The organism is Sandarakinorhabdus sp., assembly GCF_040398645.1.
Lineage (GTDB): Bacteria > Pseudomonadota > Alphaproteobacteria > Sphingomonadales > Sphingomonadaceae > Sandarakinorhabdus.
In genome coordinates, this window is the sequence record NZ_JBBATR010000030.1 from 7474 (window position 1) to 23753 (window position 16280).

Below are 16280 nucleotides of genomic sequence, written 5' to 3' on the forward strand. Positions count from 1 at the left end.
ATTCGGCGCGAATGCCGGGATAGAGATTGCGGGCCGGCCCAAAGCTGGCGGCCAGGGCTGCAGCGCGCAGCGCAGCGGCAGCGGGGAAAAAATTGTCGATCACGGCAATTGGCTGGCCGTCCCGGCCGATTTGGCTGACAGCAATCTGCGGCGCGGTGGTCATCGCAGCAAGTGCACCGCACTGACGGCAAAAATTCAAGGCTTTTCAAACATGCGAACATGGCAGACTATCAGATAAATCGCGCGTGCTAGACAAATGAGAACGTTATCAATACCACGTTGCCAGCGATCTGAACGGCGATCCAATAAGGGCGGATGATGGCGATTGGACAATCAAAGACGCTGCTGCTGTTTGGCGCAACGGGCGATCTGGCCAAGCGCATGCTGCTGCCGTCGCTGTATGCGCTGCACGCCGATCAGTTGATTGCGCCCGATCTGCGCATCGTCGGCACTGCGCGCAGCCACCATGATGACGCGGCGTTTCGCGCCATGGCCGGCGAAGCGCTGGCGAAATTCCTGCCCGATGGCCGCAAGGATGATGCGGCAATCGCAGCCTTTTTGCAGCGGCTCAGCTACCAGCCGCTGGATGCGTCGCAGCTGGATGGCTTTGCCGCGCTGGCGGAAAAATTGGGCGATGTGTCGGGCGGGATGTCGATCTTCCTGTCGACCGCGCCGACCTTGTTCGAGCAGACGATTGCGGGATTGCAGTCCGCCGGCCTGACCGGGAACAGCGTGCGCATCGGCCTGGAAAAGCCGTTGGGCCATGATCTGGCCAGTTCGTGCGCGATCAACGATGCCGTGGCGCGGGCCTTCCCCGAAGAGCGCACGTTTCGCATCGATCATTATCTGGGCAAGGAAACCGTGCAGAATCTGCTGGCGCTGCGCTTTGCCAACATGATGTTCGAACCGCTGTGGAATGCGCAAGGCATTGATAACATTCAGATCACCGTATCGGAAACCGTTGGCCTGGAAGGCCGTCACGGCTTTTATGACGACACCGGCGCGCTGCGCGACATGCTGCAAAACCATATGCTGCAATTGCTGGCGCTGACCGCGATGGAGCCGCCGGCCGAGCTGGACGCCAGATCGATTCGCGACGAAAAATTGAAAGTGCTGCGCAGCCTGCGCCCGGTCGCGCCCAATGAAAGCGTGCGCGGCCAATATGGGCCGGGCGCTGTCGGCGGGGTTGCCGTGGGGTCCTACGCCGATGATCTGGGCAAGCCATCGGACACCGAAACCTATGTGGCGATCAAGGCGCATGTCGACAATTGGCGGTGGCGCGGCGTGCCGTTTTACCTGCGCACCGGCAAGCGGCTGGCCGAACGGCGCAGCGAAATCGTCGTGCAGTTCAAGGCGGTGCCGCACAATATCTTCGCGCCGCGCGGCGGCACGCTGGCCGCAAATCGCCTGGTCATTCGCTTGCAACCCGCCGAATATGTGCGCCTGCTGGTGATGGCCAAGGAGCCCGGGCTTGACCGCGGCGGCATGGTCTTGCGCGAAGTGCCGCTGGACCTGTCGCTCACCGACGCCTTTGCCAAAACCCAGCGGCGCATCGCCTATGAACGGCTGCTGCTCGATCTGGTCGATGGCGATCCCACTTTGTTTGTGCGCCGCGACGAGGTGGAGGCGCAATGGCGCTGGGTCGATGCCGTGCGGGCGGGCTGGGCCGACGGCAAGGTCGCGCCGCGCCCCTACGGCTCCGGCAGCTGGGGGCCCAATGCAGCCATCGCGCTGGCCGAGCGTGATGGCGTAAGCTGGCACGATTGAGGAGCGCACCATGACCCGTTTGCATCCCGAACTTGAACGCATCACCGCGCGGATTATCGATCGTTCGGCGACGCGCCGCCGTGCGTACCTGGATTTCATCGCGGGGGAGCGAGACAAGGGCGTGCACCGGCCGACATTGTCGTGCGGAAATCTGGCGCACGGTTTCGCCGCATCCGCTGAGGACAAGCCGCTGATCCGCGCCGGCACTGCGATGAACATCGGCATCGTCACCGCCTACAACGACATGCTTTCGGCGCATCAGCCCTATGGGCGTTATCCGGACCAGATCAAGATTTTCGCGCGCGAAATCGGCGCCACCGCGCAGGTCGCCGGCGGCGTGCCCGCCATGTGCGACGGTGTCACCCAGGGCCAGCTCGGCATGGAATTGTCGCTGTTCAGCCGCGATGCCATCGCGATGGGCAGCGCCATTGCCATGAGCCACGGCATGTTCGAAGCCGCGCTGCTGCTGGGCATTTGCGACAAGATCGTGCCCGGCCTGCTGATTGCGGCCCTGCGCTTTGGCCATATCCCCACCATATTGGTCCCCGGCGGGCCGATGCCATCGGGCCTGCCCAACAAGGAAAAGCAGCGCATTCGCCAGCTGTTTGCCGAAGGCAAGGTCGGCCGTGACGAACTGCTGGAGGCCGAGGCAGCCAGCTATCATGATGCCGGCACCTGCACATTTTATGGCACTGCCAATTCCAACCAGATGCTGATGGAGATGATGGGGCTGCACGTGCCGGCCGCTGCCTTCGTCAATCCCGGCACCAAATTGCGGCAGGAATTGACTCGCGCTGCCGTGCACCGCGTGGCGCAAATCGGCTGGAACGGCGATGATTACCGCCCGATCGGCCATATCGTGGATGAAAAGGCGATCATCAACGCCTGCATCGGCCTGCTCGCCACCGGCGGATCGACCAACCACGCCATCCATCTGCCCGCGATTGCCCGCGCCGCCGGTGTGTTGATCGATTGGGAGGATATCAATGATCTGTCGGCGATCGTGCCGATGCTGGCGCGGGTTTATCCCAATGGCGCCGGCGATGTGAACCATTTCCATGCCGCCGGCGGCATCGGTTTTGTCATCCGCGAACTGGCCAGCGCCGGCTTGCTGCACACCGATGTGCTGACGGTATCGGGCAGCAGCCTGCTCGATTACGCCGGCGAAGCGCTGCTGGGCGCGGACGGCGCACTGGCGTTTGCGCCCGCGCCAGCGCAAAGCCGCAACATCGACATGCTGCGCCCGGTGGCTGATCCCTTCCAGCCCGATGGCGGCATGCGCCTGCTCACCGGCAATCTGGGCCGCAGCATCATCAAGACCAGCGCCGTCGATCGGTCGCGCTGGATCACCCAGGCCCCGGCCCGCATCTTCGACGATCAGGACGCGGTGCGCACCGCCTTCCAGGCCGGCGAATTGGACCGGGACGTGGTGGTTGTGGTGCGCTTTCAGGGCCCGCGTGCCAACGGCATGCCGGAATTGCACAAGCTCACCCCGCCGCTGGGCGTGCTGCAGGACCGCGGCCACAGCGTTGCGCTGGTCACCGATGGCCGCATGTCGGGCGCGTCGGGCAAAGTGCCTGCCGCGATTCACTGCTGGCCCGAAGCTGCCGAAGGGGGACCGCTGGCCCGCCTGCAAGACGGCGATATCGTGCGGGTGGATGCCGTGGCCGGCACCTTGACGGCGCTGGTCGATGCGGCCGTGTGGGCGGCGCGCAGCCCAGCCTGCCAGCCCGTGCAGCCGATGGGCACCGGGCGCGAATTGTTTGCAATGATGCGCAGCGGGTCAGACAATGCCGAGGCCGGGGCCTGTGCGATGCTGGCAGCGGCCGGGCTGTAATCGGCCAAAAAATCCAAGGGGGGGAAGCCGCATGCAGATTGTCACGGCCGATATTGGCGGCACGCACGCACGCTTTGCGCTGGCCACGCTGACGGGCACGCAGGTGACGGCGCTTGGTGAGCCAATCACCTTGAAATGCGCCGAATTTGCCAGCCTGCAAACCGCGTGGGAGGCGTTTGGCGCGCAGATCGGCCAGCCGCTGCCGCGCGCAGCGGCGATTGCGCTGGCCACGCCGATCCGCGGCGATGTGCTGAAAATGACCAACAATCCCTGGGTGATCCGCCCGGCGCTGGTGTGCGAAAAACTGAATGTCGATCGCTATGTGCTGATCAATGATTTTGGCGCCGTTGGCCACGCCGTGCAAAATTGCGGCCCCGCCAGCTTCAGCCATTTGTGCGGGCCGCAGCAGGATTTGCCCGATACCGGCGTGGTGAGCATCATCGGCCCCGGCACCGGACTCGGCGTGGCCTATGCCGTGCGGCGGCACGGCAGCTATCAGGTTGTGGAAACCGAAGGCGGCCATGTCGATTTCGCGCCGCTCGATTCCATCGAGGATGCCGTGCTCGCCCGGCTGCGCCGCCAGCATCCGCGCGTATCGGTGGAACGCGTCTGTTCCGGCCCCGGCCTTACGGCGATTTATGAAACCATGGCCAGCATCGAAGGCCGCGCCGTGGTCAGCATGGACGACAAGAGCTTGTGGCAATTGGCCTTGTCGGGCGAAGACAGTCTGGCGGCGGCAGCATTTGACCGGTTCTGCCGCTGCCTGGGCGCGGCTGCGGGTGATTTTGCGCTGGCGCAAGGCGCATCCGCCGTGGTGATCGCCGGCGGGCTGGGCCAGCGCATTGCGCCGCGCCTGCTGCAATCGGGTTTCAAGGAACGGTTTTTGGCCAAGGGCCGCTTTCAGCATCTGATGGAAACCATTCCCGTGAAGCTGATCGATCATGCCCAGCCCGGCCTGTTCGGGGCTGCGGCGGCATTTGCCCAAGGATTTGCCGCATGACGCAATACGTGACCGGGGATATCGCCGCCATCATGCAGGCCGCGCCAGTCATTCCGGTGATTGTCATAGGCGATCTGGCCGATGCCGTGCCGATGGCGCAGGCGTTGGTGGCTGGCGGGCTGCGCGTGCTGGAAGTGACGCTGCGCACACCGGCGGCGCTGGCTGCAATCGCTGCCATGAAGCAGGTGCCGGGTGCCATCGTTGGCGCCGGCACGGTGACGGGTCCGGCCAGCCTGGATGCCGCGCTGGCAGCGGGCGCGGAGTTCATCGTGTCGCCCGGCCTGACCGACACTCTGGGCAAGGCCGCCATCGCCAGCGGCGTGCCGTTCCTGCCGGGCATCGCCAACGCCGGCGACATCATGCGCGGGCTGGATCTGGGCCTCGATCATTTCAAGTTTTTCCCGGCGATGGCCGCCGGCGGCATCCCGGCGCTGAAGGCGCTCAGCGCGCCGTTCGGGCAATGCCGATTTTGCCCGACCGGCGGCGTAACCCAAGCGACGGCACCCGACTGGCTGGCGCTGGCACCGGTGCTGTGCGTTGGCGGCAGCTGGATGGTGCCGCCGGGGCCGATCGACGTTGCCGCCATTCAGCACCATGCCGCGGCCGCAGCTGCGCTGGCGCGCCGCTGATCAATTTCGCCCGAGCAGACTGGCTGTAAATCGGTTGGCGATGCGCCTGTGGCCACCGCGCGCCAGGCCATGTGCCATTGCGGCCACAGCTGCCGCAAATCCACGTGGCTTGCTTGACACAATGTCGCTATCCATTAGAGTGAACGTTATCAAACAAGGGACAATGCGGATCTAACCGCGTCAATCAGGGGAGTTTTCATGAAGACAGGTCTTGGGCTGCGTGCGCGGATGGCGTGTGGTGTCAGCGGTTTGACGTTGGCACTGATCGCTGGCGGGCAGCCGGTGCTCGCTCAGCAAGCGGCAACTGCAACCGCAGCAGCCGACGAAGCGCCAGCCGAAGAGATCATCGTCGTCACCGGGATTCGTGCCAGCCTTCAGCAGTCGCTGTTCATCAAGCGCGACAGCCAAGGCGTGGTCGATGCCATTTCGTCTGAAGAAATCGGCAAGTTCCCGGATACCAACCTGGCAGAATCCTTGCAGCGTATCACCGGCGTTTCGATCGACCGTTCCAACGGTGAAGGTTCGACGGTCACGGTTCGCGGCTTTGGCCCGGAATTCAACCTGGTGCTGCTGAATGGCCGCCAGATGCCAACCTCCACGCTCGGCGATGGCGCCAGCCCACCTTCGTCGCGTTCGTTCGATTTTGCCAACCTCGCCTCCGAAGGCGTGGCATCGGTGCTGGTCTACAAGACCGGCCGCGCCAACCTGCCCACCGGCGGCATCGGTTCGGTGATCAACATCCAGACGCCGCGGCCGCTGGATCGCCCCGGCACGCGCGGCAGCATTGCGGCGCGGGGTGTGCTTGACACCTCGGTTTCCGGCGGCACCAAGATCACCCCGGAAGTGTCCGGCATTTTCAGCAAGACCTTTGCCGATGACAAGATCGGCATCGCCGTGTCGGGTATTTACCAGAAGCGTCTGGCCACGACCAACCAGTTCAATGCCGGCTACCGCGACGGCTATCTGGGTTCGGAAAATAACTGGGGTTCGCTGCCGCAAGCTGGTGATCCGCGCTTTGCCGCTCAGCAGAACCGCCCGAAGGCCAATGATGTCTATCAGGTGCAGCAGAATGCATCGTACAACACCACCGACATCGATCGCGAACGCATCAACGGTCAGGTTGTGCTGCAGATCGCGCCTGTCGATGATCTGAAGGCGACGTTTGATTACACCTTCTCGCAGAACACCGTCGAAGCGCGCGACAGCAGCGTTGGCGTCTGGTTCAATTTCAACGATATTTCCAGCTCGTGGACCAATGGACCGGTTGCCGGCCCCAATTTCTACGCTGAACGCTTTGGCGCCAGCGAAGGCAAGGATCTGTCTTACTCGGGTGCACTCACCGCCAACCGCACCCAGAACCACAGCTTTGGCGGCAATCTGGAATGGAAGGGCATCGAAGGGGTCACGCTGACGCTCGACGCTCACCATTCGACGGCTGAATCCAAGCCGACCAACGAATTTGGCACCAACGTGGCCGTTGGCACGGCGGTATTTGGCGTGGCCGAACAGCGGGTTGATTACACCACGCGGTTGCCGGTCATTTCGGTAAGGATGCACCCCGGCATTGACCCCCTGAATGCAGCCAACATCGTTCCAACCGGCAACGCCTTCCGCAATGCCTATTTCCGCAATGAAATCAACGAAGGCCGCTTTGCCGGTAAATATGATATCAACAGCGGCATCCTCGAAAGCCTGGATTTCGGTGTCAGCTACATCGAAAACAATGTGCGTTCGGCCTTTGGCTTCATCCAGAACGACACCTGGGGCGGCGCGGCGCCGGCATCGGCGGTGCCGGACGATATCTTCACCGCCGTCACCGTGCCCGACAAGTTCCGGGGCCTGGACGGCGCGGGTTCGCCCAACATCATCCAGCAGTTCTTCAGCTTCGATTTCCCGCGTCTCGTGAAACTGCTGGATGATCGCAACCAGATCTGCGGCGGCGACAACAATTGCCTGGCGCCGTTCAGCGTCGACCGCCGCATCAAGGAAACCACGATTGCGCCGTACCTGCAGATCAACAGCAAGTTTGATCTGTTTGGCAATCCCGCCCATTTGCGGGCTGGCTTGCGCTACGAAGAAACCAAGGTGACATCATCGGCTCTGGTGCCGATCCCGACTGCCACGCAGTGGGGTTCTGCCAACGAGTTCAATCTTGTCTTCGGCAACGCCCGCGATTTCACCACATTCAAAGGCAGCTATGAAAACTGGTTGCCCAACCTCGACTTTGACGTGCAACCAATCCGCAACGTTCGCGTGCGTGCATCTTACAGCTCGACGATCACCCGTCCGGATTATGCCAGCTTGCAGGGCGGCCGCACGCTTGATCAGCTGTTCCGCATTGGTGGCGGCTTCGGCAGCCAGGGCAATCCCGGGTTGCAGCCGTTCAAATCGAACAACGTCGATGTGTCGGCCGAATGGTATTTTGATCGCAGCAGCTATGTTTCGGTCGGTTATTTCAGCAAGGATGTGTCCAACTTCATCAGCACGACGCGCATCGACACACCGGCGTTCAACCTGACCAACCCGGCGTCTGGCCCCCGGTTCAACGCTGCTGTCGCAGCACTTGGCCCCAACGCCAGCACCACGGCCATCCGCAACTTCATCTTCATCAACAATCCATCGTCCGTGGTGCGCACCGGATTTGACTCCAGTGGCAACATCACCGGCCAGATCCTCGGCGTGCCAGGGGATAATCCGGTGAATTTCCAGATCACGTTGCCCGTGAACAATGCGCAAACCGCCAACATCAATGGCTGGGAATTTGCCATCCAGCACAGCTTCTGGAACACCGGCTTTGGCGCCAACCTGAACTACACAATCGTCAACGGCGATGCCATTTACGACAACACCAAGCCATCGAGCGTTACCCAGTTTGCGCTGACCGGATTGAGCGACAGCGCCAACGCCGTGCTGTTCTACGAAAAGAACGGCCTCCAGGCCCGCGTTGCCTATAACTGGCGCGGCCAGTTCCTCGGCGGCACCGGCCCCAACCCGTTCTATATTGAATCCTATGGTCAGGTTGACGCCAGCGCCAGTTGGGAATTCCGCAAGGGCTATGTTGCCTTTGTTGAAGCCATCAACCTGAACAACGCCAGCCGGCGCGGACATTTGCGCAGCGATCGAAACGCATTCTTCGCGTCGCCGGGCTATGCGCGCTACCAGGCTGGCATGCGCGTGAACTTCTGACGCACCCGGCTTGCGTGTTGCCCCACTAGATGGGAGAAAGCCGTTCCCTAGGGGCCGGCTTTCTCTGTCTAGGGGGCGTCAAACAGGGAAGAGGCATTGGCAGGCATGTCGGCCGAGATGAACGAGCGGAACTCTGATCCGGGCGTCGAGCACGTTGTCATTCTTGGCGGCGGCACGGCGGGCTGGCTGGCGGCCTGTGTGCTGGCGGCATCGGCGCGGGCGCGCGGTGAGAACCGCACCCACACGCTGATCGAAGCACCCGATATCCCCACCGTCGGCGTTGGCGAAGGCACCTGGCCGACCATGCGCGGCACGCTGGCGGCCATCGGCATCGACGAAGCGGAGTTCCTGAGTGCCTGCGATGCCAGCTTCAAGCAGGGATCGCGTTTTGATGGCTGGGTCGATGGCGGCCCGTCCGACAGCTATCTGCACCCGTTCACGCCGCCGCCGCCTGGCGAAAGCGACGCGCTGGTGGCGGCATGGGCGGCCCGGCGCGCGCAACACGATGTGCCGTTTGCCGCCGCGATGACGGCGCAGGCGGCGGTGGTGGCGGCCAATCTGGCGCCGCGCCAGGCCAGCATGCCGGGCTATGCCGGGGCGCTCAACTACGCCTATCATCTTGATGCCGGCAAATTTGCCGCGCTGCTGCAAAAGCATGCCACCGGCCGGCTGGGCGTTCGCCATGTGGCGGCGCGGGTAACCGCCGTGATCCCTGGCTCGGATGGCGATATTGCCGCGCTCACCACCGACGCGCACGGCGACATTGAAGGCGATCTGTTCGTCGATTGCAGCGGCCATGCCGGCGTGCTGATCAGCGGGCATCTGGGCGTGGAGTGGGTCGATCGCAGCGATGTGCTGCTCAACGACAGCGCAATGGCCGTGCAGGTGCCGGTGCGGCCGGACAGCGCGATTGCCTCGGCCACCATCGCCACGGCGCACAGCGCGGGCTGGCTGTGGGATATCGGGCTGCCCGGCCGGCGCGGCATCGGCTGCATCTATTCGTCCCGGTTCATGGACGATGATGGCGCCCGCCAGACCCTGCTGGACTATATCGCGGCATCGGTGCCCGGCGCCGATGTCGCCGCGCTCAGCCCGCGCAAGCTGGCGTTTCGCACCGGGCACCGCGCGCGTTTCTGGCAGGGCAATTGCATCGCCATCGGGCTGTCGGCCGGGTTTCTGGAGCCGCTGGAGGCCTCGGCAATCGTGATGATCGAGCTGTCGCTGCAGGCGCTGTGTGCCAATTTCCCCAAATCGCGGCGCGCGATGGCTGTGCAGGCGGATCGTTTCAACGCGCTGTTTTCCTATCGCTGGGACCGTATCGTCGAATTTCTCAAGCTGCATTATCTGCCCAGCCGCCGCACCGAAGCCTATTGGCTGGCGCAGCGTGACCCGGCGCAGGTGCCGCCGCGATTGCGCGCCTTGCTCGATGTGTGGCGCGATCAGCCGCCATCGCAGTGGGATTTTCCGCAGGCCGCCGAAATCTTCCCGGCTGAAAGCCATGCCTATGTGCTGTACGGCATGGGCTTTGCGCCGCCGGCCTTTGCCGGCGATCTGGCGCCAACCCAGGCGCGGCTCGATGATCTGGCCCGCCGCACCCGTGCGCTGGTGGCGGCGCTGCCGGCCAATCGCACGCTGTTTCCGCTGGTGCGGGCGCCGCAACCATTCGAAGGCCGCTCATGAACGCACACGCCCTGCTCGATTCAAACACCCACCGCGCCTTGCGGGTGCGCACCGATGCGTCGGCTGATCTGGGTGATGCCGTGATGACCGCGCTGGCGATGCCCACCGAATTTCGGCAGGTGCAGGCGCATTATCCGATTGTTTTCCGCCGCGATCTGACCACGGGCAGTTTTTCGGCGCTGGCGCTCTTCGGCTTTGAAACCGGCGAAAATCTGTTTCTGGCCGATGGTCGCTGGGACGCCGCATTTCGCCCGCTGGCGCACCGGGTGACGCCGTTCCTGATTGGCGCTGCTGCGGCGGCGGACGGCGCGGCGCAGGTGCACATCGATCTGGCCCACCCGCGGGTCACCATGGCCGCCGATGGCAGCGGCATCGCCCTGTTCGACGTTGATGGCCGCCCGACGCCCTTGCTGGAAAGCATCGCGCAGGATCTTGGCGATCTTGATGGCGCCTACAAGAATAGCATGGGGTTTTTCGCCGCCCTTGAGCGCCATGACCTGCTGGAGCCCTTCACCCTCGAAGTGCCGCTTGCTGATGGCTCCAAGCACAGCCTGGTCGGCTTTCATATCATTGCCGAAGATCGGCTGCGCAGCCTGGATGCCAGCGATCTTGGCGCCTTGCACGCCGATGACCATCTGATGCCGATTTTCATGGCGATGGCCTCGATCAGCCAGTTTTCGGCGCTGGTATCACGGCGCAACGCGCGGCTCGCCCATGGCTGACGCGCTGGCTGCCACGTTGCCGGCGGTGCGCGAGGCCTTTGCCGCCGATGCCGCGGCGCTGGACGCCCTGATTGCGGCGGCCGATGGCCCATTTGTGGTGCGCGGGCTGGTGGCGGATTGGCCGTTGGTGCGCGCCGGGCTGCAATCGGCCCGCGCCGCGCGCGCGCATCTGCTGGATCATGCCCGGAGCCGTGATTTCACCGTGTCGATGGGCGCGCCGCAGGATAGCGGGCGCTTGTTCTATGATGCCGACATGCAGATGAATTTCCGCATGGGCCAGGGCCGCCTGCCCGCGATTTTTGCCGGTTTCGATGCCGCCGAATCCCATGCGCAGGTGCCGACCGTCTATCTGGGGTCGGTTGATATCGAACAATATTTCGATGGGCTGGCCGCCGCCAATCCGATGCCGCTGTCACCGCGCAGCGCGCTGGCCAGCGTGTGGATCGGCACGCCGACGCGCATTGCCGCGCACAATGATTTCCCGGACAATCTGGCCTGCTGCGCCGTGGGCACGCGCCGGTTCACGCTGTTTGCGCCCGATCAGTTTCGCAATCTCTATCTTGGCCCCATCGACAACACACCGGCGGGGCGCGCGGTCAGCATGGTCGATCTGGCGGCGCCCGATTTCGCTGTGTTCCCCGGCTTTGCCGAGGCGCTGCGCGGCGCGCAGGTGGCCGATCTCAACCCCGGCGATGCGCTGTTCATCCCGTCGCTCTGGTATCACCATGTCGAAGCGTTTGCGCCGTTCAACGTGCTGATCAACTATTGGTGGCGCGACACCCCGCGCTTTCTGGGCCAGCCGCAGAACGCGCTGAACCACGCCGTGCTGGCCATCCGCGATCTGCCGCAGGCGCAGCGCGACATATGGCGGCAGATGTTTGAATATTATGTGTTTTCCGGCGGCGACGAGGCAGCAGCGCATGTGCCCGAGCATGGCCGCGGCGTGCTGGCTCCCTTTGATGCCGACACCGCCGGGCGCATGCACGCCTTTCTGCTGCGCAGCCTGAGCAAATGATGAAGGAACCCGCCATGGCCCCATCCCAAACTGCCCAACCCCGGCGCATCGTCATTGCCGGCGGCGGCACCGCCGGCTGGATGACCGCCGCTGCGCTGGCCCGCACGCTGGGCAGCGTGGCGCAGATCACGCTGATCGAATCCGATGCCATCGGCACGGTTGGCGTGGGCGAAAGCACCATTCCGCCGCTGGTCGCCTATAATCGCCTGCTCGGCATCGGGGAGGCCGATTTCATGCGCGCCACCCAGGCCACCTTCAAACTGGGCATCATGTTTGAAAACTGGAAGACGCTGGGCAGCAAATACTTCCACAGCTTTGGCGGCACCGGCAAGGATCATTGGTCGGCGGGGTTTCAGCATTTCTGGCTGCACGGCCAGACCCAGGGCCACACCCAGTCCTACGACGAATATTGCCTGGAACTGAAGGCCGCCGAAGCCGGCAAGTTCGCGCATTTGCCCGATGATCGCATCAACTATGCCTATCAACTCGACAGCTCGCTTTACGCCGCCTTCCTGCGCCGCATGGCGGAGGCGGACGGCTGCACCCGCAGCGAAGGCCGCATCACCAATGTGGAGCTGAACGGCGAAACCGGCGACATCGCCGCGCTAATGCTGGACGGCAATCGCCGCGTCGAGGGCGATTTGTTCGTCGATTGCACTGGATTTCGGGCGCTGCTGATCGAAGGCGCCTTGCACGCCGGCTATGATGATTGGTCGCATTATCTGCCCTGCGATGGCGCGGTGGCCATCCAAACCGCCAATGTGCGCGCGCCGGTGCCCTACACCCGCGCGATTGCCCATGATGCCGGGTGGCAATGGCGCATCCCGCTGCAACACCGGGGCGGCAACGGCATCGTGTATTGCAGCCGCTACATGGACCAGAATGCGGCGCTGGAACGTCTGCTGAGCACCATCGAAGGCCAGACGCTGACCGAGCCCAATCTGATCCGCTTCACCACCGGGGCGCGGCGGCGGCAATGGCACCGCAATTGCGTCGCCATCGGCCTGTCCAGCGGCTTCATGGAGCCGCTGGAATCCACCAGCATCCACCTGATCCAGCGCGCCGTGCTGCGGCTGGTGCGCATGCTGCCCGCCGGCCGGCCCAGCCTGCGCGACATCGCCGAATTCAACGATCAGCAGTTTACCGACATGGAGCAGATCCGCGATTTCCTGATCCTGCACTACAAGGCCACGGAGCGGCAGGATTCGCCGTTCTGGCGCCACTGCGCCGCCATCGAACTGCCGGACACGCTGGCGCACAAGATCGAATTGTTCCGCGAAACCGGGCGGGTGTTCCGCCGCAACGAGGAATTGTTCGCCGAAAACAGCTGGGTGCAGGTGATGATGGGCCAGGGCATTGCGCCGCAATCCTATCACCCGGTCGCGGCCAAGCTGAAAAGCGAGGAGCTGGCTTATCTGCTCAGCAGCTTGCGCGAAAACGTGGCGCGCACCGTCGATGGCCTGCCGCCGCACGGGGCGTATGTGGCGCATTATTGCGGTGTGAAGGCCGATCAGGCCGCGTGACCATCGGCTGGCTCTGGGCCGCGGGGGCGGCAGCAGCGATGGCGGCCGCACCCGCAGATGTGCCGGCGAAAGATGTGCCGTCTCCGGGCCCCGGCTGGCAGCTGGCGTGGGCCGATGAATTTGATGGCAGCGCGATTGATCCGGCAAAATGGACACTGGCCGATGATTGCTGGGGCGGCGGCAATGAAGAACGCCAATGCTACACGACAGCCGCCGCAAACGCCGGCATCAGCGCCGGCGAACTGCACATCACGGCGCGGGCGCAGCGGCATCGCGGCCCGGCCTTGCCGGCAGAGCAGCGCAGCAGCACCGATCGGCAGGGCAAGGTCACGCGCGGCTTCACGTCAGCACGGCTGAGCACAAGCGGCAAGGCGGCGTGGCGCTATGGCTTGATCGAGGTGCGCGCCCGCCTGCCGGAGGGGCAAGGCCTGTGGCCGGCGATCTGGATGTTGCCTGAGCAGGATCGCTACGGCAAATGGGCGGCATCCGGCGAAATCGACATCATGGAGGCGGTCAATCTGGGCGAACCCTGCGCGGCCGGCAGTGCGGGCTGCGTGACTGGCCGCGAGCGCGGGGTGTTGGGCACGCTGCATTTTGGCGGCGTTAACCCGGCCAATCGCCAGCGCGGCGCCACCACCGCAATGCCGGCGCCGTTTGATGACTTTCATGTTTACAGCATCGAATGGCAGCCGAAAGCCATCATCTGGCGCATCGACGGCGAGGTCTATGCCCAGCAGCAGCCCGGCGATTGGTCAACAAGCGGTTCGGCAAGCCCCACAGCACCGTTTGATCAGCCGTTTCATCTGGTGATCAATCTGGCAGTGGGCGGCCATCTGCCGGAGCAGCGCAATCGCGGCGGCGTCATCAGCCAGGGCTTTCCAAAGGTCATGGCGGTGGATTGGGTGCGCGTCTGGCAATGCACCGGTAAAGCGCCTACCGGTTCAGATTGCCCCGCGATCAGGAACTGAAATTACCATGGCGCGTCGAAAACAGGCGGTCACCATCCGGCACGTGGCGGCCCAGGCCGGCGTGTCGCTGCAAACCGTCAGCCGCGTCATCAACAACGGCTCCAATGTCCGGCCGGAAATGCAGCAGCGTGTGCAGGCGGCGATTGATGCCCTCGGCTATGTGCCGTCGATCGCGGCGCAGCGGATGAGCGGTTCGCGCTCCTACCTGATCCTGGCGCTGAACGACCGGGACCGTACCATTGCCGATTGGCGCGCCCGGCAGGGCACGGACTGGGTTGACCAGATGCTGCTGGGCGGCATGCTCAAATGCGCCGAACACGGCTATCGCCTGATCTTTGAGCTGGTGGACACCCACAATGATCATATCCAGCGCGAATTGGCCGCTGCCATTGCCGCCCTGCAGCCAGACGGCGTGATCCTGACACCGCCGCATTCGGACAATCCGTTGATCACGGCGCTGCTTGTGCACAGCGAAATCCCGTTTGCCCGCATCGGATCGCGCAGCAGCGGCGACGGCATCGCGCTCACTATGGATGATGAAGGCGCATCGCGGCTGGCGACGCGGCATCTCATCGATCTGGGCCACCGCCGCATCGGCTTCATCGCGGGATCGGTGGACTATCAATTGTCGGGCTGGCGGGTGGATGGCTGGCGCGCTGAAATGGCGGCGGCCGGCGCTGCCACCGATGGCCTGCTGGCGACGGGCGATTTCAGCTATGCCTCCGGCGAAGCGGCTGCCGATGCCTTGCTGGCGCAGGCGCAGCGGCCCACCGCCATCATCGCCAGCAACGATCAGATGGCGCTGGCGGTGATTGCCGCCGCCGAACGGCACGGCCTGGCCATTCCGCAGCAATTGTCGCTGGTGTGTTTTGACAACACGCCGCTGGTGCGCTTCACCCGCCCGCCGCTAACCGCCATCGATCAACCGGTGGCGGAGATCACGTCGCGCGCCGTGGAGTATCTGATTGCCGGCGCCGGCAGCGATGACCTGCCGGACGTGCCGCTGGTGGTGCCGGCCAGCCTGGTTGTGCGCGAATCCACAGCGCCGCCGGCCGCTGCTGCCTGACGTGCAGGTGCAGCGCGCACCGGACTGGTTCCTGCCGCTTTATGCCCTGGCCTGGGCCGGCACGGCGGTGGCGTACATGCCGTTTCTGACCATCCTGCTGCCGGTGCAGATCGAAGCCGCTGCTGCTGGGCAAAACACCGCCTTGTCATGGCTGGCTGCCACCACCGCCACCGGCGCAATCGCAGCCAGCGCCGGCAATATCCTGTTTGGCTGGGCCAGCGATGTCTGGCTGGGCCGGCGGGCCTGGGTTGCGGCCGGGCTGGCCCTGTCTTCGGTGTTGCTGATGCTGACCCAGTTTGCCGCCAGCCTGCCGGCGCTGGTGGCGGTGATCGCAGGCTGGCAATTGGCGCTGAACATGATGATCGGGCCGCTGTCGGCCTGGGCTGGCGACTGTGTGCCCGATGCCCAGAAGGGCCGATTGGGCGGGCTGCTGGCGATTGCGCCGGCCGCTGGCGCCCTGGCCGGCGGGCTGATCACGCTGCCGGGCGCCGCCGGGCCGCCGCTGCGTCTGGCCATTGTTGCGGCGCTGACCATCGCCTGCGTCCTGCCGCTGCTGCTATGGGGCGCCGCGGCCAGACGGCCGGAGGCAGCCAGCCCGCCGGCCACGACGGACAGCCAGCCCGGCGGAACACTGGCGGCACGGATGTGGCTGGCCCGCCTGCTGGTGCAGATATCCGAAGCCACCTTGTTTGCTTATCTCTATTTCTGGCTGCGCTCGCTTGATCCGGCGCTGGGCGATGCGGCCACCGCGTGGATCTTCGGCAGCGCGCTGGTGATTGCCGCGCCGTTGGCGCTGGCCGTGGGCGCATGGTCCGATCGGCGTGGTCGGGCATTGCTGCCGCTGCGCATCGGGGCCGGTGTGGCGGCCATTGCGCTGCTGGTGATGG

General features: G+C 64.5%; 13 protein-coding genes. 12 read left to right on the top strand and 1 reads right to left on the bottom strand.

The genetic code is table 11. From position 1 onward, the window contains the following. Window positions 1-163: DUF6445 family protein (locus ABWP50_RS08490; protein WP_353217581.1), on the bottom strand; the 163-nt coding region annotated here is incomplete at its 3' end. Window positions 164-318: 155 nt separating this feature from the next. Here ABWP50_RS08490 and zwf point away from each other — a divergent pair. From zwf to ABWP50_RS08550, 12 genes are all read left to right on the top strand, one after another. Further along, on the top strand, window positions 319-1767 hold the full coding sequence (gene zwf / locus ABWP50_RS08495) for a glucose-6-phosphate dehydrogenase (protein ID WP_353217582.1): 1449 nt from the start codon (window positions 319-321) through the stop codon (window positions 1765-1767). Window positions 1768-1777: 10 nt separating this feature from the next. Further along, a complete protein-coding gene (edd, locus tag ABWP50_RS08500) occupies window positions 1778-3604 on the top strand; it encodes a phosphogluconate dehydratase (RefSeq protein WP_353217564.1) in 1827 nt (608 codons plus the stop codon). A 31-nt stretch (window positions 3605-3635) separates the two neighbouring features. Further along, complete coding sequence (gene glk / locus ABWP50_RS08505; RefSeq protein WP_353217565.1) at window positions 3636-4604, top strand: glucokinase; 969 nt, start codon at window positions 3636-3638, stop codon at window positions 4602-4604. Beyond that, on the top strand, window positions 4601-5233 hold the full coding sequence (eda, locus tag ABWP50_RS08510) for a bifunctional 4-hydroxy-2-oxoglutarate aldolase/2-dehydro-3-deoxy-phosphogluconate aldolase (protein ID WP_353217566.1): 633 nt from the start codon (window positions 4601-4603) through the stop codon (window positions 5231-5233). Before glk ends, eda begins: the two co-directional genes overlap by 4 nt. A 198-nt stretch (window positions 5234-5431) precedes the next feature. Further along, complete coding sequence (locus ABWP50_RS08515) at window positions 5432-8419, top strand: TonB-dependent receptor (RefSeq protein ID WP_353217567.1); 2988 nt, start codon at window positions 5432-5434, stop codon at window positions 8417-8419. A 117-nt stretch (window positions 8420-8536) separates the two neighbouring features. Next, a complete protein-coding gene (locus ABWP50_RS08520; protein ID WP_353217568.1) occupies window positions 8537-10099 on the top strand; it encodes a tryptophan halogenase family protein in 1563 nt (520 codons plus the stop codon). Continuing rightward, window positions 10096-10821 carry a SapC family protein gene (locus tag ABWP50_RS08525; protein ID WP_353217569.1) on the top strand — a complete coding sequence of 242 codons (726 nt, stop codon included), beginning with the start codon at window positions 10096-10098 and terminating at the stop codon, window positions 10819-10821. Before ABWP50_RS08520 ends, ABWP50_RS08525 begins: the two co-directional genes overlap by 4 nt. Then, window positions 10814-11836: a cupin-like domain-containing protein gene (locus ABWP50_RS08530; RefSeq protein WP_353217570.1), complete on the top strand. Its 1023-nt coding sequence runs from the start codon at window positions 10814-10816 to the stop codon at window positions 11834-11836. The genes ABWP50_RS08525 and ABWP50_RS08530 overlap by 8 nt, the downstream gene beginning before the upstream one ends. Window positions 11837-11850: 14 nt before the next feature. After that, window positions 11851-13359: a tryptophan halogenase family protein gene (locus ABWP50_RS08535; RefSeq protein ID WP_353217571.1), complete on the top strand. Its 1509-nt coding sequence runs from the start codon at window positions 11851-11853 to the stop codon at window positions 13357-13359. Between the two features lie 38 nt (window positions 13360-13397). Beyond that, window positions 13398-14327: a glycoside hydrolase family 16 protein gene (locus ABWP50_RS08540; RefSeq protein ID WP_353217572.1), complete on the top strand. Its 930-nt coding sequence runs from the start codon at window positions 13398-13400 to the stop codon at window positions 14325-14327. A 7-nt stretch (window positions 14328-14334) separates the two neighbouring features. Then, window positions 14335-15393 carry a LacI family DNA-binding transcriptional regulator gene (locus ABWP50_RS08545; RefSeq protein WP_353217573.1) on the top strand — a complete coding sequence of 353 codons (1059 nt, stop codon included), beginning with the start codon at window positions 14335-14337 and terminating at the stop codon, window positions 15391-15393. Between the two features lie 7 nt (window positions 15394-15400). Continuing rightward, window positions 15401-16280: MFS transporter (locus ABWP50_RS08550; RefSeq protein WP_353217574.1), on the top strand; the 880-nt coding region annotated here is incomplete at its 3' end.